This is a genomic window from Azospirillum agricola (assembly GCF_017876095.1).
Lineage (GTDB): Bacteria > Pseudomonadota > Alphaproteobacteria > Azospirillales > Azospirillaceae > Azospirillum > Azospirillum agricola.
The window spans coordinates 153,772-175,547 of the sequence record NZ_JAGINM010000005.1 but is presented as its reverse complement, the minus strand read 5'-3'; the positions used below and the strand labels follow the sequence as shown (position 1 = coordinate 175,547).

The following is a 21,776-nucleotide window of genomic DNA, read 5'->3' as shown; positions in this document are numbered from 1 at the left end:
GGACCGCCGGCCGGGCGGCCCGTCATGATTGCGGGAACCCGGCGCCGTGGAGCAGGCCCGCCACCTCGTGCAGCGGCAGCCCGACCACGTTGCTGTAGGAGCCGCCGATCCAGCGGACCAGCGCGGCGGCCCGGCCCTGGATGGCGTAGCCGCCGGCCTTGCCGTGCCAGTCGTTGGAGGCGATGTAGGATTCGACCTCGGCCTTGGACAGCGCCTTGAAGGTCACGTCGGTGCGGACCAGCCGTTCGAGCCGGCGATGGCCGCCCTCGGCGTCCGGAACCAGCAGGACGACGCCGCCATAGACCCGGTGCCGGCGGCCGGACAGCAGGTCGAGGCACTTGCGCGCCTCCGTCTCCTGCTCGGCCTTGGGCAGGATTCGCCGGCCGCAGGCGACGACGGTGTCGGCGGCGAGGATCCAGGAGTCGGGGTGGCGCGCGGCGACGCAGGCCGCCTTCCCGCCCGCCAGACGCAGGGCGTGCTGGGGCGGAAGTTCGCGCGGCAGTGGGGTTTCGTCGAGATCGGCGGGGTCGACCGCGTCGGGCACGATGCCGATCTGGCGCAGCAGGTCGAGCCGGCGGGGCGAGGCCGAAGCCAGGACCAGCCGGGGCGCCTTGGACATGCTCATCACGCGGGGCAGCGGCGTGGGTGTGCTGTTACTTGAACCGGAAGGTGATCCGGCCCTTGGTCAGGTCGTACGGCGTCATCTCAACGTTGACGCGGTCGCCCGCCAGAACGCGAATCCGGTTCTTGCGCATCTTGCCCGAGGTGTGGGCGAGAACCTCGTGATCGTTGTCGAGCTTCACCCGGAACATCGCGTTCGGAAGCAATTCGACGACGGTCCCGGAGAACTCGATCAGATCTTCCTTTGCCATATGACCTTTAGTCCGTGCCTAGAGTTTCGCGGCAATAACTGACCTTCCGAAGCCGCCGGGTCAAGGGGGATTCCCATCCGGCGTGCGTTCGGTCGCAGCTTTGAGGTGCGGGTCAGCCCTGCGCGTTCGCCGTGTCGTCCTCGCTTTCGGCGCCGGACAGGCCCACGCTCTGGAACGGGCTGAGCGGCGATTGGGTTCCGCCGTCCAGCTTTTGCAGGGGTTCCGCCGCTTTTCCGATGGCCGCGAACATCTCCCGCTGGTCGATCTCCATGCGCCGGGTCAGCCGCGCCACCGTCTCGACGGCGGTCAGCGCCCGGCCGCTGCCGCGGTCGTGAAACAGGTTGTGGTTGGCCTTCGCGGCGGCCGGCAGCAGGTCCGACGCAGCGGTCTGGGGGGCCGATTCGGCCGCCTTGATCAGCTTCGCCGCGCCGCCGACGCCCATGATGTAGGCGATCCGGCTCTCGGATTCGCTGGCCGGGCGGCCCAGCCGCTTCTCCAGCCGTTCCCGCCCCTCGGCCAGATAGCGGGCGGCCATGCCGGCCGACAGGTCGACGTCGTGGCGCAGGTCGAGGATCTTCCGCCGCACCTCCGGGTCCTTGACCGAGGCGATGCCGTTGCGGTTCTGGATCCGGCTGGCCAGTTCCCCCTGGCCGTAGGCGGCGCCGTGGCGGCTGAACAGGTCGAGCCAGGTGCGCTCCAGGAACTGGAAGGGGCCGGCGGCGGAGCTGTTGCTGTTGCGCGCCTTGACGTTCAGGCCGCTTTCCTGGGTCGCCTGGGCCAGGATGGCGGTGAAGCTGTGGCCCGACAGGCCGGCGACCTGCTGGGAGGCGATGGAGACGCGGACGGCGGTCGGGTTGTCGGAGGCGGCGATGGCGGCGGCGCCCGTCAGCCCGCCGCGCGACGCGGGCAGGGACGGCTTGCGGACGGGCAGCGGCACCAGCGTGCCGTCGGCCAGCTCCATCGGCGGTTCCGGCTTGGTGGCGGGTGCCGGCGGCGCCTTCTGGCCGTTGGCGAGGCGACCGCGCGGAACGGGCTGGGACTGCGCCATGACGTCGAGGAACGAGGCATCGCCTCCCCCGGCCGTGTTGCCGGCCGGGGGCGGATCGGGCTTCCGCTCGGGAACGGGAGCGAGAGGGGGCTGCGCAACCTTCATGAACCACCGGAGACCGTCGACTCGGCGACCACGCGGTGGCGGTCGCGGACAGGCAGTATAGCACCGACTCAGCCCATATGGGCATCAACCTGCGGGGGACAACCGGCGGGCGGTTCAAGCGGATCCGCGCGGGTTCGGCCGCACCATCCTGTTCGGCGCCGGTTCCGGCGCCGGTTCAGGTGTGGACGATCTGCCGTGGTCCGGCGGGCCGGTCCGTCTCCAGGCCGGGACCGTCCTCCGCCGGCGCCGCCCAATGGGCGATGGCGGCCAGCAGCTTGCCCTTGTCGAGCGGCTTGGCGAGGTGGGCGTTCATGCCGGCCTGGAGGCAGCGCTCGACCTCCACCGCCAGCACGCCGGCCGACAGGGCGAGGATCGGGATGCGGCCGGTCGGGCCGGGCAGGGCGCGGATGCGGCGGGTGGCCTCCAGCCCGTCCATCACCGGCATCTGCACGTCCATCAGCACGAGGTCGTAGGGCGTCTCCTGCACCGCCGCGACGGCGGCGGCGCCGTCCTCCACGGAATCGACATGGTGCCCGGCCCGGGTCAGCATGGCGACGGCGAGGTCGCGGTTCATCGCCAGATCCTCGGCCAGCAGCACGCGGGCGCCGGGGCTGCCGGGTTCCGACAGGGACGGGGCGGCGCTCTCCGCCTGGAGGACGGCGGCGCCGGCCGGTTGCAGCGGCAGCGTGAACCAGAAACTGCTGCCGCTGCCGGGCCGGCTCTCCACGCCGATCTCGCCGCCCATCAGCTCGACCAGCCGGTGGCAGATCGCCAGCCCGAGCCCGGTGCCGCCCCGGCCGCGCTCCAATTGGGTGAAGCGCTGGAACAGGTCGTGTCGGCGTTCCTCGGCGATGCCGATGCCGGTGTCGGTCACGGTGAAGGTGCAGCGCCGGCCGCCCTGGCCGTCGTCCGTCGCCTTCACCGTCAGCCGGACGGAGCCGCGGTCGGTGAACTTGACCGCGTTGCCCAGCAGGTTCAGCAGGATCTGCCGCACCCGGTCGGGATCGCCCATCACGAAGCCGCGCGCCGTCGAGGCGATGGCGGTCTGCAACTCCAGACCCTTCTGCTCGGCGGTCAGGCGGACGATGGCGACGCAGCGGTCGGCGAGGTCGTCGAGCCGGAACGGCACGCTGACCAGATCGAGCCGCCCGGCCTCCAGCTTCGACAGGTCGAGAACGTCGTTGATGACGGTCAGCAGCGACCGCCCGGCCTCGCGCACCTGCGAGGCGTAGCGGCGCTGTTCGGCGGTCAGCGGGGTTTCCAGCAGCATCTCCGCGAATCCGATCACCCCGTTCATCGGCGTGCGGATCTCGTGGCTCATCGTCGCCAGGAACTCCTCCTTGGCGCGGCTGCCGGCCCGCGCCTCCTCCATGGCGCCGCGCAGGTCCTGCTCGCGCTGCTGGAGGCGGCGCGACATGTCGTTGAAGGCGTGGGCGACGAGCTGGAATTCGTGGGGCGCGCGGTCGGCCTCGATCACCGTGCCGACCCCGCCGGCGCCGATGCGCTTGGCGGCGCCCGCCAGCTCCCACACCCAACGCAGCACCGAGGCGCGCAGCAGCGCCCACAGCGCGGCGACGCTGACCAGCGCCGCCACCGCCAGCAGCCCGAGCCCCTGGAGCAGGTCGCGCCTCGCCTCGCGGAGGATCGGCTCGGTCGGCACGCCGACGGCGAAGATGGTGCTGGTTTCCGCCGAATGGCGGAAGGCCCACAGGCGCGGGCGGCCGTCGGCGCTGGGGCTGTCCAGGGTGCCGGCACCCTCCTTCAGCATGCGCTGGACGTAGGGCAGGTCGCTGACGTTGCGGTTCAGCCAGCCCTCGGGGTCGGGCTGGCGGGCGACGATGACGCCGTTGCGGTCGAGGACCAGCACCCGCGCGTCGGGCTGCTTCAGCACCTTGACGAGGTCGGTCAGCCAGGCGAGGTCGACGGCGACGCCGATGACGCGCCAGACCCGGCCGTCGCGCAGGATCGGGGCGGCGACGATGATCAGCGGCCGCAGCGACCGCTTGCCGATGATGAAGTCGCTCACCACCGCGGCGCGGGTGTCGAGCACGCGCTGGAAATACTCGCGCTCGCGCAGGTTGATGCCGCCGCCGGGGCCGCTGGTGTCGCAGATCAGCCGCCCGTCCGCCTCGGCCAGCCAGACGCCGGTGGTCCAGCGGTGCTGGCGCGGCATGGGGGCGAGCGTGCCGACGCAGGCGTCTGTGCTCTCGAAGGTCGCGTCGCGGATCGCCGGCACCAGCGACAGCACGCCCAGCAGGTTGCGCGCCTCGCCGATCAGGTCGCGCTGGCGCTCGACCCCGTCCGCCGCCAGATGGACGACCTGCTCGCGGGCGGCGTCGAGGCGGTCGTCGAGCTGCTGGTCGAACAGATAGAGCGCGCCCAGCAGCGGCAGGGCCAGCGACGCCAGCACCACGCCCATCAACCGGACGCGCAGGCTGCGCGGGCTCACGGCGCGGAGCAGGCGGGGCAGCGGTCCTGCGGGCATGGGGGGCGTGTCTCCAGCGGGGCGGGTCTGAAACGGGACGGATCCGACCCTAGAATGAGGCAAAAGCCGCCTCCATGACACAGCTCAATAGCATCGGAGGCGGTGGCGTGGGAATGGGGTCCGCTCGAAAAGTTGAAAATATCACAGGAAAAACCAACTCTTCCGCGTGCCGCGCCGTCGGGCGAATGCCCGGCCTTGAGTCCTGCCTTGAGCCATGCCTTGAGCCCGGCATCCGCGGCCGCAGATCGTCATGGCCGGGATTGCGCGCGGATGACCGGGACAAGCCCGGTCAGGACGGAAAGCAAGGTGGGTGTGTCAGCTTACGCTTGGCGGTGTCAGACGCTGGGGCCGCGCGACAGGGGAAAGCGTTGCTTCAGCTTCACCAGAAGCCCGTCGCGGACCTGCCGGTAGGCCTCCAGCATGGCGTCGCGGGTGCCGTCGACCAGGGTCGGGTCGAAGGTGTTCCAGAACTCGACGTCGCAGGCCATGGTCCGCGTCATCTCGATGGCGCGGTGCTGCGCCTCGGGCGACAGCGAGACGATCAGGTCGAAGTTGGTGTCCTCCAGATCCTCGAAGGTGCGGCAGCGGTGCTTGGAGAGGTCGATCCCCATCTCCTCCATCACCGCGACGGCGAAGGGGTCGACCTCGTCCCCCTCGCGGACGCCGACCGAATCGACATAGACCCGCGTGCCGTGGAAATGGCGCATCAGCGCCGCCGCCATCGGCGAGCGGATCATGTTGTAGGTGCAGGCGAACAGAACGCTCGTGACCGGAAGGGTCTGGAAGGCCGGGGCCGCCACCATGACCATGCGCCGTCCGCCCCGTCAGCCGCGAATGTGGAGGACGCAGATCAGCGTGAACAGCCGGCGCGCGGTCTGGAGATCCATCTCGACCTTGCCCGACAGCCGGTCGCGCAGCATTTCCGATCCCTCGTTGTGCAGGCCGCGCCGGCCCATGTCGATCGCCTCGATCTGCGACGGCGTCGACCGCTTGATGGCGGCGTAGTAGCTCTCGCAGATCAGGAAATAGTCCTTCACGATCGAGCGGAAGCCGGTCACCGGCAGGGCGATGGTGACCAGATCGCTGTTGTCCTCGCAGCGGATGTCGAAGAGCAGCCGGTTGTCCTCGATCGACAGGTGCAGGTGGTAGGGGCCGGCGTCCGCGTGGTCGCAGGGGCAGAACTCGTTCTCTTCGAGCAGGTCGAAGATGGCGACGGCGCGCTCGTGCTCCACCTCCGGCTTGCGGCGGACCACGGTGCGCTCGTCGAGCGTCACATGGGTGATGCGGCGGTTGCTCTTTGCGGTCACGCGCCCCCTCCCGTCGTTAAGCTCCCTCCGCCGGGCAGGCGCAGCGCCACCGACAGGGCATGCGCGTCCAGCCCCTCCGCGCGGGCCAGCGTCACGGCGGCCGGGCCGATGGCCCGCAGGCTGTCCGCGTCGCAGCCGACGAAGGTCGTCCGCTTCATGAAGTCCAGCACGTTCAGCCCCGACGAGAAGCGCGCGCTGCGCGCCGTCGGCAGGACGTGGTTGGGGCCGGCGACGTAGTCGCCGATGGCCTCCGGCGTGTGGCGGCCGAGGAAGATGGCGCCGGCGTTGCGGATCCGCGCGGCCAGCGCGTCCGGGTCCTCGACGGCCAGTTCCAGATGCTCGGGCGCCAGCCGGTCGACCAGGGCGGGCGCGTCGGCCAGCAGGTCGCCGACCAGGATGACGGCGCCGTGCTCGCGCCAGCTCTCGCCGGCGATGGCCGTGCGCGGCAGGGTTTCCAGATGCCGGTCCACGGCGGCGGCCACCGCGTCGGCGAAGGCGGCGTCGTCGGTGATGAGGATCGACTGGGCGGACGTGTCGTGCTCGGCCTGCGAGAGCAGGTCCATGGCGATCCAGGCCGGGTCGTTCCGCGCGTCGGCGACCACCAGGATCTCCGACGGGCCGGCGATGCTGTCGATGCCGACCAGCCCGTAGACCTGCCGCTTGGCGGCGGCGACGAAGGCGTTGCCGGGGCCGACGATCTTGTCGACCGGGCGGATCGTCGCCGTGCCGTGGGCCAGCGCCGCGACCGCCTGGGCGCCGCCGACGCGGTACAGCTCGCCGACTCCGCAGCGCTTGGCGGCGGCCAGCACCAGCGGGTTGATGATCCCGTCCGGCGTCGGCACCACCATGACGATGCGCTCCACGCCGGCGACCTTGGCCGGCAGCGCGTTCATCAGCACCGAGGACGGGTAGGAGGCGGTGCCGCCCGGCACATACAGCCCGACCGCGCCCACCGGCGTCCAGCGGGCGCCGAGCCGCACGCCCTGGGCGTCGCGGTAGTCCACCGCCTCGGGCACCTGCCGGCGGTGGAAATCCTCGATCCGCGCGGCGGCGAGGTCGAGGGCCTCCAGCGTCTCCGCGCCGCACTTGGCGGTGGCGGCGTCGATCTCGTCCTGGCCGATGCGCAGGGTCCCGGGCGTCAGGGTCTGGCGGTCCCAGCGGGCGGTGAAGTCGATCAGCGCCGCGTCGCCGCGCGCCTTGACCTCGTCGATGACCCCGGCGACCAGCGCCTGGACGTCCTCGCTGGTCTCGCGCTTGGCGTGCAGAAGCCCCTCGAAGCCCTCGGCGAAGGCGGTGTCCCGGATATCAAGCCTGACGGGCATCGACCGCCTCCCGCATCCTGTCGATCCATTGCGAAATCTCGTCCGGCCGCGTCTTGAAGGCGGCGCGGTTGACGATGAGGCGCGAGGTCACGTCGGCGATGTGCTCCACCTCGACCAGCCCGTTGGCCTTCAGCGTCGAGCCGGTCGAGACCAGATCGACGATGCGGCGGCACAGGCCCAGCGTCGGCGCCAGCTCCATGGCGCCGTTCAGCTTGACGCATTCGGCCTGGACGCCGCGCGCGGCGAAATGGCGCTTGGTCACCTCGGGGTATTTGGTGGCGACGCGGACGTGGCTCCAGCGCGACGGATCGTCGCTCTCCCCCAGCTCCACCGGCTCGGCGACCGACAGGCGGCACTTGCCGATGCCGAGGTCGAGCGGCGCGTAGATCTCGGGATAGTCGAACTCCATCAGCACGTCGTTGCCGGCCACGCCGAGATGCGCGGCGCCGAAGGCGACGAAGGTCGCCACGTCGAAGGAGCGGACGCGGATGATGCTGAGGTTCGGCACGTTGGTGGCGAAGCGCAGAAGCCGGCTGTTGTCGTCGTCGAAGGCCGCCTCGGGCTCGATCCCGGCATGCTTCAGCAGCGGGCGCAGCTCCTTCAGGATGCGGCCCTTGGGCAGGGCCAGCACCAGTTGGTCGTCGGCCGGGGACGGGGTGGCCGGATTCGCCGGGGCGCTGGTGTCGGCGGACAAAACTCTCTCCTCGGGTGGACCGCCGGGGCGCGGGCGGGCGCCCCGGGTGAACCGCAGACGCGATAGATAGCACATTCCACGCGCGCGTCACCCTTGTGGTGACCTTTGTGGTGACGGGGAGGGACGGAAGGCTGGGGTCCCGCTATGAACCCGTTGTTTGTGTGGAATATGTTATTTCACATCTACGGTGAAAAATGTGGATTGACACAATCCTGACTCGTGGCGTAGATAAAGCTCATCGGCGGCCCAATGGTGGGCAGCCCGCGGCAATTTGATCCTCGCAGCTTGCGCCGCGTCACCAAACGCTAAAGCGCCACGATGCCGGTCGTGGACCTCTGATGAAGGAGAGACCGGAATGACCCAGCGGACCGCCGCTCCTCCCCACTCCCGGAACAGGTTCCCGGTTGCCGTGTTCTCCGTCGCCCGAATGTGTTGCCGCTGACCCCAGCGCAGCCTTCCGCCGATTCGAGACAACACCGCCCGCGCCGCCGACCGCGACAGACCGCCGGTCGCCACGGGCCGAGGGGAGCCTTCCGTCATGACCCACGCCAACGCCTACGCCATCGAGGTCCAGGGCCGTTCCGCCGGCATCGTCGTCGCCGAGCGCGGCGGCTTCACCTTCTTCGTGTCTGACTGGGCCTTCCGCGACCTCGACCGCCGGGTCTTCCGCAACGTCGGGCAGGCCCAGCGCGCCGCCCACCAGCATCTCAGCCGCCTGCCGGACAACCGCCGCCGCTGAGCGGCCCGCCCGGATCCGCGACGACCTCCAGTCCCACGCATCATCCCCAAGAAGAACGAAGGACATCTGCCGTGAAGCGTTTCCTGACGTCGGCGGTTCTGGCCGCCGGCCTTCTCACCGCCGCCGCCACCGCCCTTGCCGCCCCGCTGAAGGTCGGCGTCTCCGCCGGTCCCTACGGCGAAATCCTCGACTTCACCGCCAAGATCGCCGCCAAGGAGGGCATCGAGGCCCAGGTGATCGAGTTCACCGACTGGAACATGCTGAACGCGGCGCTCCAGGACGGCAGCATCGACGCCAACAACTTCCAGCACCAGCCCTTCCTCGACAACCAGATCAAGCAGCGCAACTACGACATCGTCTCGGTCGCCAAGAGCGTCGTCGTGCCGATGGGCATCTACGCTAGGAAGGCGCAGAAGCTGGAGGACCTGAAGTCCGGCGCCACCGTGTCGATCCCCAACGACCCGACCAACGCCGCCCGCGCCCTGTTCCTGCTGGCCAAGGCAGGGCTGATCGGCCTGAAGCCGGACGCCGGCATCAACACCAGCATCGTCGACATCGCCAGCAACCCGAAGAACATCAAGTTCGTCGAGCTGGACGCCGCCCAGCTGCCGCGCTCGCTCGACGACGTCGACGCCTCGGTCATCACGCTGAACTACGCCGTGCTGGCCAAGCTGGACCCGAAGCAGGCGCTGCTGCTGGAGGACGACCAGTCCAAGTGGCACCTCGTCTGGGCCGTCCGCAAGGACCGCGCCGAGGATCCGGCGATCAAGCGCTTCATCGCGCTGTATCGTTCGCCCGAAGTGCGGCAGTTTATCGAGACGCGCTTCAACGGCTCCATCATCCCGACGTGGTGAGACGGCCGGGGGAGTTGCGGCTCCCCCTTTCGCCGACCAGAAAATGATTACGCTAACAAACCTTCAGAAGACCTTCCCCGCCCGTGGTTCGGGCGTGCCGGTCCAGGCGCTCGCCGACATCGACCTGACCATCGGGCGCGGCGAGATCTTCGGAATCATCGGTCGCTCCGGGGCCGGGAAATCCACCCTGCTGCGCACGATCAACCTGCTGGAAAAGCCGACGACGGGCAGCGTGCGCGTCGACGACGTCGAGATGACCGCCCTGTCGGCGGCCGAGCTGCGGCAGGCCCGCCACTCGATCGGCATGATCTTCCAGCATTTCAACCTGCTGTCCTCGCGCACCGTCTTCGACAACGTGGCGCTGCCGCTGGAGCTGGCGGGGATGCCCAAGGCGGAGATCAAGACGGCGGTGGAGCCGCTGCTCGACCTCGTCGGGCTGGCCGAGAAGCGCGACCGCTACCCGGCCGAGCTGTCGGGCGGGCAGAAGCAGCGCGTCGGCATCGCCCGCGCGCTGGCCAGCAAGCCCAAGGTGCTGCTGTCGGACGAGGCGACCTCGGCGCTCGACCCGGAGACGACGACCCAGATCCTGCATCTGCTGGCCGACATCAACCGGCGGCTCGGCCTGACCATCGTCCTGATCACCCACGAGATCGCCGTCATCAAGGAGATCTGCCACAAGGTGGCGGTGATGGAGGGCGGCCGCATCATCGAGCAGGGGCCGGTCTTCGACATCTTCGCCCACCCGTCGCACCCGACCACGCGCAGCTTCGTCGATCCGGTGATCAACCGGGGCATCCCGGACAGCCTGAAGGACCGTCTGTCGCCGACCCCGCAGCCCGGCGCCAACCCGGTCCTGCGCATCACCTTCACCGGCGAGAAGGCGACCAGCCCGGTCATCAGCGCCATCAGCCGCAAGCTGAACCTTGACCTGAACATCTGGCACGGGCAGATCGACGAAATCCAGGGCGCCCCCTTCGGCACGCTGGTGGTCGAGGCGCTGGGCGACTCCACCTCCGTCGAGGCGGCGGTCAGCCTGCTGAAAGTCAACCATCTGGGTGTCGAGGTCCTGGGCCATGCTGTCCCCGCAAATCATTGACCTGCTCATCAAGGGGCTGATCGACACGCTGCACATGGTGGCGGTGTCGGGCGCAATCGGCACGCTGATCGGGCTGCCGCTCGGCGTGCTGCTGGCGGTGACGGGACGCGGCGAGCTGTTGCAGAACCTCGTCTTCAACCGGATCATCGGCGCGGTCGTCAACATGACCCGCTCGACCCCCTTCATCATCCTGGTGGTGGCGATCATCCCCTTCACCCGGCTGGTCGCCGGCACCTCCATCGGCACCTCGGCGGCCATCGTGCCGCTGACCGTCGCGGCGGCTCCCTTCATCGCCCGCGTGGTCGAGAACGCCATCCGCGAGGTCGATCGCGGGTTGATCGAGGCGGCGCAGGCGATGGGCGCCACGCCGTTCCAGATCGTCCGCAAGGTGCTGCTGCCGGAGGCGCTGCCGGCCATCGCCATGGGCCTGACCCTGTCGGCCGTCAGCCTGATCGGCTATTCGGCCATGGTCGGCGCCGTCGGCGGCGGCGGCTTGGGCGATCTCGGCATCCGCTACGGCTACCAGCGCTTCCTGCCGGAGGTGATGCTGGCGGTGGTCGTCGTGCTGATCGTGCTGGTGCAGGTCGTGCAATCGACGGGCGACTGGATCGCCCGCCGCGTCAACAAGCGAAATCTGAAAGTCTGAGGAGTGTTCGAGATGCCGCGTATCCGTCTCCGTCCGCTGGCCGCCCTGCTGGCCGGTGCCGCCACCGTCGCCATGGCCTTCGGCGCTTCGGCGGAAGCCCTCAAGGTCGGCGTCACCCCCGGTCCGCACGCCCAGATCTTCGAGGCGGTGAAGCCGCTCGCCGCCAAGGAAGGGCTGGATCTCGAGGTCCTGGAATTCTCCGACTACGTGATCCCCAACCAGGCGCTGTCGCAGGGCGATCTGGACATCAACTCGTTCCAGCACCAGCCCTATCTGGACAACCAGATCAAGGACCGTGGCTATGATCTGGTCACCGTCGGCAAGACGGTGGTCTTCCCCATCGGTCTCTTCTCCAAGAAGATCAAGAACCTGGACGAGCTGGCCCCCGGCTCCAAGGTCGCCATCCCCAACGACCCGACCAACGGCGGCCGCGTGCTGCTGCTGCTCCAGGCCAAGGGGCTGATCAAGCTGAAGGACGGCGGCACGCTGAAGGCCTCGCCGATCGACATCGTCGAGAACCCGAAGAAGCTCCAGATCGTCGAGCTGGACGCCGCGCAGCTGCCGCGCTCGCTGGACGACGTGACGGTGGCGGCGATCAACGGCAACTACGCCATCGAGGCCGGCATGGATCCGGTGAAGGACGCCATCGCCCGCGAGGCGGCCGAGAGCCCCTACGCCAACATCCTCGTCGTCCGCAAGGCCGACAAGGACAAGCCCTGGGTCGCCAAGCTGGTGAAGATCTACCAGAGCCCCGAGGTCAAGCAGTTCGTCCTGACCAAGTTCAAGGACGCGGTGGTTCCGGCCTGGTAAGGTCCCGCAACGCACGCCCGGCGGCGCCCAGCGCGTCGTCGAGCGTGCCGCCGGGCGGCGGGCCGAACAGCCGCATCGACGGGAACCACGGGCGGCAGCCGGTGCCGAGCGCCGTCCATTCCCCGGCGTGGCCGATGCGCCAGACCGGCACGCCGAGCGCCCCGGCCATCTCCGCCACCGAGGTTCCGGCGGAGATCACGAGGTCGAGCGCGGCGGTGAGCGCGGCGGCGCCGTCGAGGTCGTTCAACAGGTCGAGGTCCGGGCGCAGGATGCGGATGCCGAAGCGCGCCTCGGCCCCGGCGAGTTCGGCCTCGCACTCGTCGTATTGAAGAGTGACGAAGCGCAGGCCGGGCAGGGTGAGGATCGCTCCCCAGCGGTCGAGCGTGGCGTAATTGGCGGACCGCGCGGCGCTCATGAAGCGGCTGCGCCAGCAGAGTCCGACGAGCAGCTTTCCATCGGCCACCGCTCGCCACCGCGCCACCGCCGCCGGATCCGCCCTCAGCCATCCGGCATTGCCCGTCGGAAAATCCGCCAGCCGGCCGCGCAGCCGCAGCGGCAGCGACCCCGCCGCGACCTGGACGTCGGCATCCACCGGATCCGCGCTTTCCGCCCGCACCAGGGCGGTCGGGAAGGAGCGGGCGAACAGCGCCACCAGCCGTGCCTCGCATTCGATGACCACCCGTCCGGCCCGCGCGATCAGGTCGGCGTAGCAGGAGCTGTGCATCAGCTCGTCGCCGATCCCCTGCTCCCGCCAGACCAGCACGGTCCGTCCCGCCAGATCGCCGCCGTCCCAACCCGGAATGCGGAAGCGCCGGTCCGGCAACGCCTGTCCCGAGGCGAAACGCGCCTCCAGCCCGGCCCAGCCCGCCGCCAGCTCGCCGCGCGCCAGCGCCGCGTAGCCCCGGTTGAAGGCCGCCAGGGTCATGGACGGATCCGTTTCCACCGCGAGGCGGTAGGCGGCGTCGGCCTCCGCCGGCCGGCCGGCGGCGTGCAGCGCGTTGCCCAGGTTGTAGCGCCAGTCCGCCCGCCCCGGCGCCGCCGTCAGCGCCCGTCCCCAGGCCTTCAGCGCCGCGTCCAGCCGGGCCTGCCGCTGCCGCAGATCCGCCAGCCCGGCCCAGCCCTCGCCGCCGCCGGGCGCGAGCAGGATCAGCCGCCACCAGACCAGCCCGGCCGCGTTGCCGTCGCCGCCGCGCTCCAGCGCCAGGGCCAGATTGGCGAGGGTGCCGCCATCCTCCGGCCGGACGCGCAGGGCGGCGCGCAGGCTCGCCACCGCCTCGTCGGCGCGGTCCAGCGCCAGAAGCGCCACGCCGAGGTTGCCCATCGCCTCGGGATAGCCGGGGCGCAGCCGCAGGGCCCGGCGCGCGGCGCGCTCCGCCGCCGTGCCGGCTTCCCCGGCGGCCAACCCGTTCCACGCCTCCGCCAGCGCCGGGTCGAGGGCGAGCGCGCGGCGCAGGGAGGCCGTGCCGCCGCCCGCCGCCGCCTGGAGCGCCAGCCCGAAATTGGCGTGCAGGCCGGCGTGATCGGGAGCGTGACGCAGCGCCGCCCGCGTCGCCTCGGCCGACCCCGCCGCGTCGCCCCGGCTCAACCGCAGGGCACCCAGGCTGCCGAGCGCCTCCACGTCGTCGGGGGCGAGGGCGGCGGCGTCGCTCCAGTCGGCTTCGGCGGCGGCGAGGTCGCCCAGGGTCTGGTGGGCGAGCGCCCGCCGCCGGTGGCGGCCGGCCGTCGGCTTGGCCGCGATGGCGCGGGTCAGCAGCGTGACGGCGATGTCCGGCCGCCCGGCCTGCCAGCCGAGCCAGCCATAGCCCTCCAGGGCGTCCGCGTTGTTCGAATCGAGGTCGAGGAGGCGCTGGTAGGCCTTCTCGGCATCGGGCCAGCGGCCGGCGTCGTGAAGGTGGCGGGCCTCGGCGAGCAGGGCGGTCGCCCGGTTTGCCGGCTCCCGCGCCATCCGCCGCAACGCGTCCGCGATCCGCCCGAGCACGTCGCCCAGCCCCTCGCCGGGCCGCGCGCTCCACAGCCGCATGGCTGGAAACCAGGGGCGCACCGCCGTGCCCAGAGCGGTCCAGTCACCAGCTTGGCCGAAGCGCCAGACCGGCACGCCGAGCGCTCCCGCCATCTCGCCGACCGAGGTCGCCACCGTCACCACGAGGTCGAGACCGGCCGTCAGCGCCGCCGCCGTCTCCAGATCCTCCGTCAGGTCGGCGTCGGCCCAGCGGTGCAGCCTCACGCCGAAGCGCGCCTCGGCCTCCACGATCTCCGCCTCGGCCCCGTCATATTGCAGGCTGACCAGCGTCAGGCCGGGCACGGCGAACAGCGGCGCCCAATCGGCGAGCGCCGTGTAGGATTTCTTGCGTTCCCCGGCCCGCAGCCGGCTTCGCCAGCAGATTCCCACCCGCAGCCCCGGCCCGAGCGCGTCCAGCCTTTCGCGCCATCGCGCGGCCAAGCCCGGATCGGCCTTCAGCCAGCCCGCCGCTCCTGAATCTGCCGTCCCCGAATCCGCCGCCGCCGGAAAATCGGCCAGCCGCCGCCGCATCAGGCCGGGCAGCGACCCCATGGCGACGTGCCGGTCGGCGTCGGCCGGTCCCGCCGTCGGCGCCCGCACCGTGGCGCCGGGAAGCGAGCGGGCCAGCAACCCGACCAGCCGCGCGTCGCATTCGACCACGAGATGCCCGGACGAGGCGGCGAGCCGCGCCGCCAGATCGGGAAGGATGGAGCCGAACAGCAGCTCGTCGCCCAGCCCCTGCTCGCGCCACGCCAGGATGCGCCGGCCGGCCGGATCGTCGCCGTCCCAGCGCGGCATGGCGAGGTCGTCGCGCCCACCCTGCACCCGGCGGGAGGCGAATCGCGCCTCGTAGAGCGCCTGCCCCTCCGCCAGCCGCCCCTGGCCGAGCAGCAGCAGGGCGAGGTTCCAGCGCGCCAGCGGAAAGTCCGGGTCGGTCGCCAGCGCCTGCCGGTGCAGCGCCTCGGCGTCGGCCGGGCGGCCCTGCGCCTCGCGCAGCAGGGCCATGTTGACCAGCGTCTCCGGGTCGCCGGGGGCGTGGCGCAGCGCCCCGGCATGGGCGGCCTCGGCTTCCGCGAGCCGGCCGGCCTCCTTCAGCAGGACGCCCAGGTTGGTCAGCGCCACCGGGTTTTCCGGATCGAGCCGCAAGGCCCGGCGCAGGGCGTCCTCCGCCTCGCCGGTCCGGTCGGCGGCGCGCAGCGCGGTGCCGAGGTTGGTCCAGGCCTCCGCGTAGTCGCCGCGCAGATCCAGCGCGCGGCGGTAATGGGCGGCCGCCTCCTCCAGCCGGCCGCGCTCCTGAAGGGCGCTGCCCAGGCTGTTGTGCGCCTCCGGATAAGCCTCCCGCCGGTCGAGCGCCCGGCGGTAGGCGGCCTCCGCCTCCGCCGTCCGGCCGAGCGCGTGCAGCGCCAGCCCGAGGTTGGCGTGATACTCGGCGATGCCGTTCCGCCGGGCCAGCGCCTCGCCGATCAGCCGGACCGCCTCCCCGTGATGGCCGCACTGGTGGGCCAGCACGCCGAGCAGATGCAGGGCGTCCGGCTGGCCGGAGTCGGCGGCGAGGATGGCGCGGTAGCCCTCTTCCGCCCCGGCGAGGTCGCCGGCACGGTGCCGGGCCAGCGCGTCGGCGAGGGAGGGGGGAGGCGGAAGGGTCATCAAGGTTGCGGCGTTGCGGTCCCGGCACCTCTTGATAGCACGCTTCGACCATGATGACGCGCCGGGAAAACCGTGGGTGGCCGTTCGTCGGGAACTTCAAGTCTTCGACGGCATTGAGAGGGGCTGGTGCCCCGATAAACAAACTGTATAATCGGGGAAAATTGCCGAACCTCTCGCCTAAGGGCATATAACGTGAGTAAGACAGCGATCATTGTCGATGACAGCAAACTGTCCCGCATGCACGTGCGGGCGATGATTTTGCGTCATAAGCCCGATTGGTCGGTGGTGGAGGCCGCGAACGGCGACGAACTCTTCCGGAAACTGGACGAGGCTGCCGTGGACGTCGCGATCATCGACTACAACATGCCCGGCGACAACGGGGTCGAGGCCGCGGCCAAGCTGCGCGCGGCCAAGCCGGACATTCACATCGCCATCATCACCGCCAACGCCCAGGACGCCGTGGTGTCGGGCATCCGCGCGGTCGGCGCCGCCTTCATGCCGAAACCGCTGGACGAGGAACAGGTGGGCCGCTTCCTGGCCTCCACCGCCCTGCCGCGCCGCCGCGCGGCGTCGGAGTGACCGCCGCGGCCGGGGAGCTCGATGGACCGCCCGGCGGGCCGGCGGGCGGCTTGGCAGGCGAGGCATGGGACCGGCGGCTGACCGATCTGGAGCGCGACGCGCTGGCCGAGCTCGGCAACATGGGGATCGGCCGGGCGTCGACCGCGCTCGGCCGCATGGTCGGCGAGCTGGTGCGGCTGTCGGTCCCCTCGGTGGAGGTCATGGACCCCGACGCCGCCATCCGGTCGCTGGGCGAGGCGCTGCCCGGCCCGCTGATCGGCGTGTCGGAGTCGCTGGGCGGGGTCTTCGACGGCACCGCGCTGTTCCTGTTTCCGGAGACCGACAGCCTTCCGCTGGTGCGCGCGGCCCTGCCGCCCGACGTGCCGCCGGAAGAGGCCGGTCCGATGGAGGAGGAGGCGCTGGCCGAACTGGGCAACATCGTGCTGAACAGCGCGCTGGCCCTGGTGGCCAACCTGTTGGGCGGCGGGATCGACACCAGCCTTCCGGCGGTGCGCCGGGGAACCGCCGCCGCGATCCTGGCGGATTGCCGCAAGGCGGGCTTCCCCGGAGGCGGCCAGGCGGGTGGGGCTGCGGGTGCGGAGGCGGACGACACGGTGGTGCTGTTCCGCATCGATCTGCGCGCCACCGCCCAGACGCTCGGCGGCCGGGTCGTGCTGATGCTCGATCCCGGCTCGATGGGGCGCTTGCGGGGGACGCTCGGCCGCTTCATCGGGCGTGTGTCGGGCGGCTGAACGCGGGAACGCGGAGACGTGGGTGACGAGGGCGCGCGGGCGCGCCGGTTTGGGGAACCGAGGGACATGGCACTCATCAAGAAGAAGCAGATCGACACGTCCCGCAGGACGCCGGGCGTCGGAACGGCCGACCAGGGCCCCGCCGCCTCCGTTCCGCCGCCCGCCCCGGCGCCGTCGCCGTCGCTGTCCGGCGGAGCGGCGGCCGTGCAGCAGCGCAAGGCCCGGGCCAACTCGCGCCGCCGTCAGGCCGCCGCCGGGATCGCCACGGCGGCGGGCGAGCTGGCCAGCGGCGTCGCCCAGGCGGCCTCGGCGTCGGAGGAACTGCGCAAGGCGATGGAGCAGATCGCCGCCGGGGCCGAGCAGGCGGCGGGGTCCACCCAGCAGTCGCAGCGCATGATCGGGCGCGCCGGCGAGCTGGTCGGCGCGTCGCGCGGCAACGCCGAGCAGGCCGTCGTCCGGATCGAGGCCCTTCAGGCCACCGTCAAGGCGGTGAGCGTCCAGATCCTCGCCTCCATCGACGCCATCGTCCGCTCGTCGGAGCGGCAGGAGGCGTCGGTCCGGCTGGTGCGCGACCTGGAGAGCCACGCGTCGGAGATCGGGACCATCGTCCAGGGCGTCGCCGCCATCGCCGAGCAGACCAACCTGCTGGCGCTCAACGCCGCCATCGAGGCGGCCCGCGCCGGGGACAGCGGGCGCGGCTTCGCCGTGGTCGCCGACGAGGTGCAGGCGCTGGCCGACCGGTCGGAGCGCAGCGCCAACGACGTCCAGGCGATGGTCGCCTCGATCCAGGAGTCCGTCACCGCCATCGCCGGCGGCATCGTCGCCTCGTCGGAGGCCGCCAAGACCGAGGTCGGGCGCGGCCGGCGGATCGTCGAGCGGCTGGAGACGATGCGCGTCGACATGGCGACCGTCGCCCAGGGCGCGCAGGAAACCATCCGCGCCGCCGCCGAGGCCGACCAGGCCGCCCGCGAGGCGCAGAAGGGGGCGGAGACCATCGCCGCCAGCGCCGAGGAGCAGTCCGCCGCCGCCGAGGAGGCGTTGAAGACGGTCGGCGAGCAGGCGCAGGCCCTGGCCCAGAGCGAACGCGCCGCCAGCCTGCTGGCGGAGGTTTCCGAGGAGCTGGAGGGGGCGGCCAACCTCGCCTCGACCGCCGACGACCTGGCCTCCTCCGCCGACGAGCTGTCGGCCGCCATCGAGGAGATCAACCGCGCCGCCGCCCAGATCATGACCGCCATCGGCCAGATCGCCGGCGGCGCCCAGACGCAGAGCGCCGCGACCCACCAGCTCGCCTCCGCGATCACCGAGATCGACGCCGCCGCCAAGCTGGGGGGCGACCGGGCGCGGGAGGCGCTCGACCGCTCCGCCGCGATGGAGGATCTGCTGGGCGAGATGCGCGGGATGCTGGGGGAACTGGCCGACGGCGTGACCGGCGCGGTCGAGTCGGCGCGCGCCGCCATCGCGCGGATGGACGGGCTGGACCGGCTGGGGCGCCGGATCGACAAGGTGGTGGACGCCATCACCATGGTGTCGATCCAGACCGGGATGCTGGCGGTCAGCGGCTCCATCGAGGCGGCGCGGGCCGGCGACTACGGGCGCGGCTTCACCGTGGTCAGCAACGACATCCGCAACCTGTCCCAGGACAGCGCGCGGAACGCCGAGCGCGTCAAGGACATCGTGCGCGACATCCAGGACCAGGTTCTCCACGTCCGCCGCGACATCGAGGAGATCGCCGCCGCCGCCGCCGCCGAGACCGTGCGCCACCGCGCCTTCGCCGCGACCCTGGCCACCGCCGCGGAGGAGTTGCGGACGGTGACGGCCGGCAGCCGGGACATCGTCGCCGCGTCCAGCGAGGTGTCGGTCGCGCTGCGGGAAACCCGCGTCGGCGTCGATCAGGTGGCGACCGCCGCCGCCGCCGCCAACATCGCGGCGTCCGAAGCCGCCAAGGCCGCGCGCGAGCAGGCCAAGGGGGCCGAGGAGCTGGCCGCCGCCATCGAGGAGATCGCCGCGATGGCCGACAGCCTGCTGGGCGCCGCGTGAGCGCCGCCGCGACCGACCGGGAAGCGGCCGGGGCAGGGACAGGTACCGGGGGCGGGGCCGCCGGGGCGCTGGCCTTCGTTACGGTCCGGGCCGCCGGGCTGGGCTTCGCCCTGCCGCTGGCCGAGGTGCTGGAGGTCGTCCGGCCGCCGGAGGTGGTCCGTGTTCCGCTGGGGCCGCCCGGCCTGGACGGGTTGGCGCAATGGCATGGCGCCGCGATGCCGGTGCTCGATCTGGGCCGCGCGCTCGGCCAGGAGTCCGGGAGCGGAGACGGGAGCGGAGACGGAGCCGGCGGAGAGGGCGGGACGGGCGGACGCGTCGTGGTGGTGCGGCACCAGGGGCAGCCGGTCGGGCTGCGGGTCGACGGCATGGCCGGCATGGTCCGCGCGGCTCCCGACCGCATCGATCCGATCGACGACGCGGAGGCTCCGGTGGTCGACGCCGCCCTGCTCGCCGGCGTGCTGCGCGACGGGGCCGTGGCCATTCTCGACAGCGGCGCGCTGATCGACCGCCAGTTCGGCGCGGGGTGGGCCGCCGCGGCGCCGCGGAGCGCGCTGGCGGGCGGGATCGGTCCCGCGTCTCCGGCCATCCACCCGGCAACGGCGGCGCCCGTGGATCGCGCGCGGCTGCTGGTGTTCGGGGGTGCCGGACAGGAGTTCGCCCTGCCGGTCGAACAGGTCCGGGAGGTCCTGCCGGCGCCGGCCGGCGTCACCCGCATGGCCAGGGCCAAGGCGCATCTGCTGGGGGTCGTGCCGCTGCGCGACCGGCTGCTGCCGCTGATCGGGCTGCGCGCCCTGTTCGGCCTCGGCGCCGCCGGCGAGGGCTCCGGGGGCCGGGTCGTGGTGGTCCAGGCCGGGGGCGGCGACGCGCTGGTCGGGGTGGTGGTGGACGAGGTGCGGGAGATCCTGGGCATCGATCGCGCGCTGATCGACCCGGTGCCGCCGCTGCTGGCCCGCGAGGCGGAATTCGAGGATCTCGACGGCATCGCCCGCGCCGGGGACGGCGGCCGTCTGGTGTCGGTGCTGTCGGCGGCGCGCATGTTCCGCCACGGCCTGTCGCTGGGCGGTGAGGGGGAGGCGGCGATGGAGCGGTCAGGGACGCGTGGGAATGCCGCCATCGGCGCCACCATCGGCGCCACCGTCGACGCCGACGAGCGTTTCGTGGTGTTCCGGCTGGCCGGAGCGGAGTACGGCCTGCCGGTCGCCGCCGTGCAGGAGGTGCTGCGCCGGCCCGACGCGCCGGTTCCGCTGCCCAACGCGCCGGACTTCGTGGCGGGGGTCCTGACGCTGCGCGGAGCCGTTCTGCCGCTGGTCGATCTGCGCCGGCTGCTGGGCCTGCCGGCGGATGGCGGCGGTCGGGGTGGCGCCCCAGGCGGGAGCGACCGGGGCCGCGTGGTGGTGATCGCCCAGGGCGAGGCGCGAGTCGGGCTGCTGGTGGACGGGACGGCCGGGCTGCTGGCGGTGCCGGCCGACCGGATCGGTCCGGCGCCGTCGGTGTCCGACGCCCAGCGCCGGCTGATCCGCCGGGTCGCCACGTTGGCGGGCGAAGCGGGGAGTGCGCGTCTGATCCTGCTGATGGAGTCCGACGGGCTGCTCGACATGGACCGCCTGTCCGCCCTGCTGCCTTCGGCCCCGCTGCTTTCGGCCTGACCGGCGGGGATGGAGCGGGAATGACCAAGGTTCTGGTGGTGGATGATTCCGCGCTGATGCGCCGCCGGATCGGCGAGCTGCTGAGCGGGGCGGGATTCGTCGTCGAGACGGCGGTGAACGGCAGCGACGCGCTGGCGCTGCTGCCGGTCTTCGACCCCGACGTGGTGACGCTGGACGTCACCATGCCCGGCATGGACGGCCTGACCTGCCTCGCCCGCATCATGGTCGAGCATCCCAAGCCGGTGGTGATGGTGTCCGCCCTGACCGCCGCCGGGGCGGAGGCGACGCTGGAGGCCCTGCGGCTCGGCGCGGTCGAGGCGGTGCGCAAGCCGTCGGCCGGCGCGCTCGGCCTCATCGCCGAGACTCTGGTCGACACCGTGGCCGCCGCCGCCCATGCCCGGCCGCGCCGGGCGCGCAATCTGCGCGAGCGGCTGCGGCTGACCCGCGCCCGCATCGCCGGAGAGGATTTCGCGGCTCCGCCGGACCCGGACAGCGCGGTGCCGGAGGCTGAGGGGATGGGGGCCGTGCTGGTCGGCGTCTCCACCGGCGGGCCGAGCACGCTGGAGGAGATCCTGTCGGCCCTGCCCGCCGGATTTCCCTGGCCGATGATCGTCGCCCAGCACATGCCGGTGGCCTTCACGGGCCCCCTGGCCCGCCGGCTCGACGAACTCTGCGCCCTGCGCGTGGTCGAGGCCGCCGCGCCGATGGCGCTGGAGCCGGGCTGCGTCTGCATCGCGCGGGGCGGGGCCGACGTCGAGCTGGTCCGGCGCGGCGGGCGCCTGATGGTGACGCCCGTGCCGCCGGGGGGCGAGAAACCCTGGCACCCCAGCGCCGACCGTCTGGTGCGCAGCGCCATGCGGCTGCTGCCGCCCGAGCGTCTGGTCGGCGTGCTGCTGACCGGCATGGGCAACGACGGCGCCGAGGCGATGACCGAGCTGCGCAAGGCGGGAGGCCGCACCGTCGCGGAGTCGGAGGAGAGCGCCGTCGTCTTCGGCATGCCGCAGGATCTGATCCGGCGCGGCGGCGCCAGCATCGTCCTTCCGTCCGAACGGATCGCCGGGCATCTGGCGCGGCTGCTGGCCCCGCCCGGCCGGCGGACGGGGTGAGGGGTGGACACACCGGGTTTCGCACGCTTGAAACCCGCAAGGGGAGGACATGG

The 21,776-nt window shown here is 72.1% G+C and carries 19 protein-coding genes; 10 read left to right on the top strand and 9 right to left on the bottom strand.

The window, feature by feature from the left end; translation table 11 throughout:
- Positions 1 to 22: 22 nt before the first annotated feature.
- The 8 genes from J2847_RS09200 to hisG all read right to left on the bottom strand — a co-directional run bounded on the left by J2847_RS09200 (position 23) and on the right by hisG (position 7,833).
- Positions 23 to 619, bottom strand: a complete 597-nt coding sequence (locus J2847_RS09200; RefSeq protein ID WP_233474393.1) for a Maf family protein — start codon at positions 617 to 619, stop codon at positions 23 to 25.
- Between the two features lie 34 nt (positions 620 to 653).
- A complete protein-coding gene (infA, locus tag J2847_RS09195) occupies positions 654 to 872 on the bottom strand; it encodes a translation initiation factor IF-1 (RefSeq protein ID WP_012977999.1) in 219 nt (72 codons plus the stop codon).
- A 112-nt stretch (positions 873 to 984) separates the two neighbouring features.
- On the bottom strand, positions 985 to 2,025 hold the full coding sequence (locus J2847_RS09190; protein ID WP_209778702.1) for a lysozyme family protein: 1,041 nt from the start codon (positions 2,023 to 2,025) through the stop codon (positions 985 to 987).
- A 175-nt stretch (positions 2,026 to 2,200) separates the two neighbouring features.
- On the bottom strand, positions 2,201 to 4,510 hold the full coding sequence (locus tag J2847_RS09185) for a hybrid sensor histidine kinase/response regulator (protein WP_209778701.1): 2,310 nt from the start codon (positions 4,508 to 4,510) through the stop codon (positions 2,201 to 2,203).
- A 335-nt stretch (positions 4,511 to 4,845) separates the two neighbouring features.
- On the bottom strand, positions 4,846 to 5,319 hold the full coding sequence (locus J2847_RS09180) for an arsenate-mycothiol transferase ArsC (protein WP_233474392.1): 474 nt from the start codon (positions 5,317 to 5,319) through the stop codon (positions 4,846 to 4,848).
- A 15-nt stretch (positions 5,320 to 5,334) separates the two neighbouring features.
- On the bottom strand, positions 5,335 to 5,817 hold the full coding sequence (locus J2847_RS09175; protein ID WP_209778700.1) for a UPF0262 family protein: 483 nt from the start codon (positions 5,815 to 5,817) through the stop codon (positions 5,335 to 5,337).
- Positions 5,814 to 7,139, bottom strand: coding sequence for a histidinol dehydrogenase (hisD, locus tag J2847_RS09170; RefSeq protein WP_209778699.1), 1,326 nt, complete (start codon positions 7,137 to 7,139; stop codon positions 5,814 to 5,816). Before hisD ends, J2847_RS09175 begins: the two co-directional genes overlap by 4 nt.
- The gene (hisG, locus tag J2847_RS09165; RefSeq protein ID WP_085552590.1) at positions 7,123 to 7,833 is read right to left on the bottom strand and encodes an ATP phosphoribosyltransferase; all 711 of its coding nucleotides are present in this window, start codon (positions 7,831 to 7,833) and stop codon (positions 7,123 to 7,125) included. Before hisG ends, hisD begins: the two co-directional genes overlap by 17 nt.
- A gap of 538 nt (positions 7,834 to 8,371) precedes the next feature.
- Here hisG and J2847_RS09160 point away from each other — a divergent pair.
- From J2847_RS09160 to J2847_RS09140, 5 genes are all read left to right on the top strand, one after another.
- On the top strand, positions 8,372 to 8,572 hold the full coding sequence (locus J2847_RS09160) for a hypothetical protein (protein ID WP_085552591.1): 201 nt from the start codon (positions 8,372 to 8,374) through the stop codon (positions 8,570 to 8,572).
- A gap of 71 nt (positions 8,573 to 8,643) precedes the next feature.
- Positions 8,644 to 9,426, top strand: coding sequence for a MetQ/NlpA family ABC transporter substrate-binding protein (locus J2847_RS09155; protein ID WP_209778698.1), 783 nt, complete (start codon positions 8,644 to 8,646; stop codon positions 9,424 to 9,426).
- A 43-nt stretch (positions 9,427 to 9,469) separates the two neighbouring features.
- Positions 9,470 to 10,522 carry a methionine ABC transporter ATP-binding protein gene (locus tag J2847_RS09150; protein ID WP_209778697.1) on the top strand — a complete coding sequence of 351 codons (1,053 nt, stop codon included), beginning with the start codon at positions 9,470 to 9,472 and terminating at the stop codon, positions 10,520 to 10,522.
- Entirely contained in the window at positions 10,500 to 11,168 is a 669-nt protein-coding gene (locus J2847_RS09145) for a methionine ABC transporter permease (protein ID WP_143268135.1), read from the top strand. The genes J2847_RS09150 and J2847_RS09145 overlap by 23 nt, the downstream gene beginning before the upstream one ends.
- A 12-nt stretch (positions 11,169 to 11,180) precedes the next feature.
- Positions 11,181 to 11,978 carry a MetQ/NlpA family ABC transporter substrate-binding protein gene (locus J2847_RS09140; RefSeq protein ID WP_209778696.1) on the top strand — a complete coding sequence of 266 codons (798 nt, stop codon included), beginning with the start codon at positions 11,181 to 11,183 and terminating at the stop codon, positions 11,976 to 11,978.
- Here J2847_RS09140 and J2847_RS09135 read toward each other — a convergent pair.
- Positions 11,950 to 15,624, bottom strand: a complete 3,675-nt coding sequence (locus J2847_RS09135; protein WP_209778695.1) for a tetratricopeptide repeat protein — start codon at positions 15,622 to 15,624, stop codon at positions 11,950 to 11,952. The two genes, J2847_RS09140 and J2847_RS09135, sit on opposite strands and share 29 nt — an antisense overlap.
- A 192-nt stretch (positions 15,625 to 15,816) precedes the next feature.
- On the opposite strand from J2847_RS09135, the gene J2847_RS09130 reads away from it, so the two are divergent.
- From J2847_RS09130 to cheB, 5 genes are all read left to right on the top strand, one after another.
- Complete coding sequence (locus tag J2847_RS09130) at positions 15,817 to 16,203, top strand: response regulator transcription factor (protein ID WP_209778694.1); 387 nt, start codon at positions 15,817 to 15,819, stop codon at positions 16,201 to 16,203.
- Between the two features lie 50 nt (positions 16,204 to 16,253).
- Positions 16,254 to 16,934 carry a chemotaxis protein CheC gene (locus J2847_RS09125; RefSeq protein ID WP_233474390.1) on the top strand — a complete coding sequence of 227 codons (681 nt, stop codon included), beginning with the start codon at positions 16,254 to 16,256 and terminating at the stop codon, positions 16,932 to 16,934.
- 66 nt (positions 16,935 to 17,000) lie between these two features.
- The gene (locus J2847_RS09120) at positions 17,001 to 18,971 is read left to right on the top strand and encodes a methyl-accepting chemotaxis protein (RefSeq protein WP_209778693.1); all 1,971 of its coding nucleotides are present in this window, start codon (positions 17,001 to 17,003) and stop codon (positions 18,969 to 18,971) included.
- A complete protein-coding gene (locus tag J2847_RS09115; RefSeq protein ID WP_209778692.1) occupies positions 18,968 to 20,617 on the top strand; it encodes a chemotaxis protein CheW in 1,650 nt (549 codons plus the stop codon). Before J2847_RS09120 ends, J2847_RS09115 begins: the two co-directional genes overlap by 4 nt.
- A 20-nt stretch (positions 20,618 to 20,637) precedes the next feature.
- Positions 20,638 to 21,723: a chemotaxis-specific protein-glutamate methyltransferase CheB gene (gene cheB, locus J2847_RS09110; RefSeq protein ID WP_209778691.1), complete on the top strand. Its 1,086-nt coding sequence runs from the start codon at positions 20,638 to 20,640 to the stop codon at positions 21,721 to 21,723.
- Positions 21,724 to 21,776: the final 53 nt, after the last annotated feature.

Excerpts from the sequence above, each read along its gene's own strand:
- J2847_RS09200 (WP_233474393.1), bottom strand. The coding sequence starts at position 619 with ATGTCCAAGGCGCCCCGGCTGGTCCTGGCTTCGGCCTCGCCCCGCCGG.
- infA (WP_012977999.1), bottom strand. The coding sequence starts at position 872 with ATGGCAAAGGAAGATCTGATCGAGTTCTCCGGGACCGTCGTCGAATTG.
- J2847_RS09190 (WP_209778702.1), bottom strand. The coding sequence starts at position 2,025 with ATGAAGGTTGCGCAGCCCCCTCTCGCTCCCGTTCCCGAGCGGAAGCCC.
- J2847_RS09185 (WP_209778701.1), bottom strand. The coding sequence starts at position 4,510 with ATGCCCGCAGGACCGCTGCCCCGCCTGCTCCGCGCCGTGAGCCCGCGC.
- J2847_RS09180 (WP_233474392.1), bottom strand. The coding sequence starts at position 5,319 with ATGGTCATGGTGGCGGCCCCGGCCTTCCAGACCCTTCCGGTCACGAGC.
- hisD (WP_209778699.1), bottom strand. The coding sequence starts at position 7,139 with ATGCCCGTCAGGCTTGATATCCGGGACACCGCCTTCGCCGAGGGCTTC.
- J2847_RS09160 (WP_085552591.1), top strand. The coding sequence starts at position 8,372 with ATGACCCACGCCAACGCCTACGCCATCGAGGTCCAGGGCCGTTCCGCC.
- J2847_RS09150 (WP_209778697.1), top strand. The coding sequence starts at position 9,470 with ATGATTACGCTAACAAACCTTCAGAAGACCTTCCCCGCCCGTGGTTCG.
- J2847_RS09145 (WP_143268135.1), top strand. The coding sequence starts at position 10,500 with ATGCTGTCCCCGCAAATCATTGACCTGCTCATCAAGGGGCTGATCGAC.
- J2847_RS09140 (WP_209778696.1), top strand. The coding sequence starts at position 11,181 with ATGCCGCGTATCCGTCTCCGTCCGCTGGCCGCCCTGCTGGCCGGTGCC.
- J2847_RS09135 (WP_209778695.1), bottom strand. The coding sequence starts at position 15,624 with ATGACCCTTCCGCCTCCCCCCTCCCTCGCCGACGCGCTGGCCCGGCAC.
- J2847_RS09120 (WP_209778693.1), top strand. The coding sequence starts at position 17,001 with ATGGCACTCATCAAGAAGAAGCAGATCGACACGTCCCGCAGGACGCCG.
- cheB (WP_209778691.1), top strand. The coding sequence starts at position 20,638 with ATGACCAAGGTTCTGGTGGTGGATGATTCCGCGCTGATGCGCCGCCGG.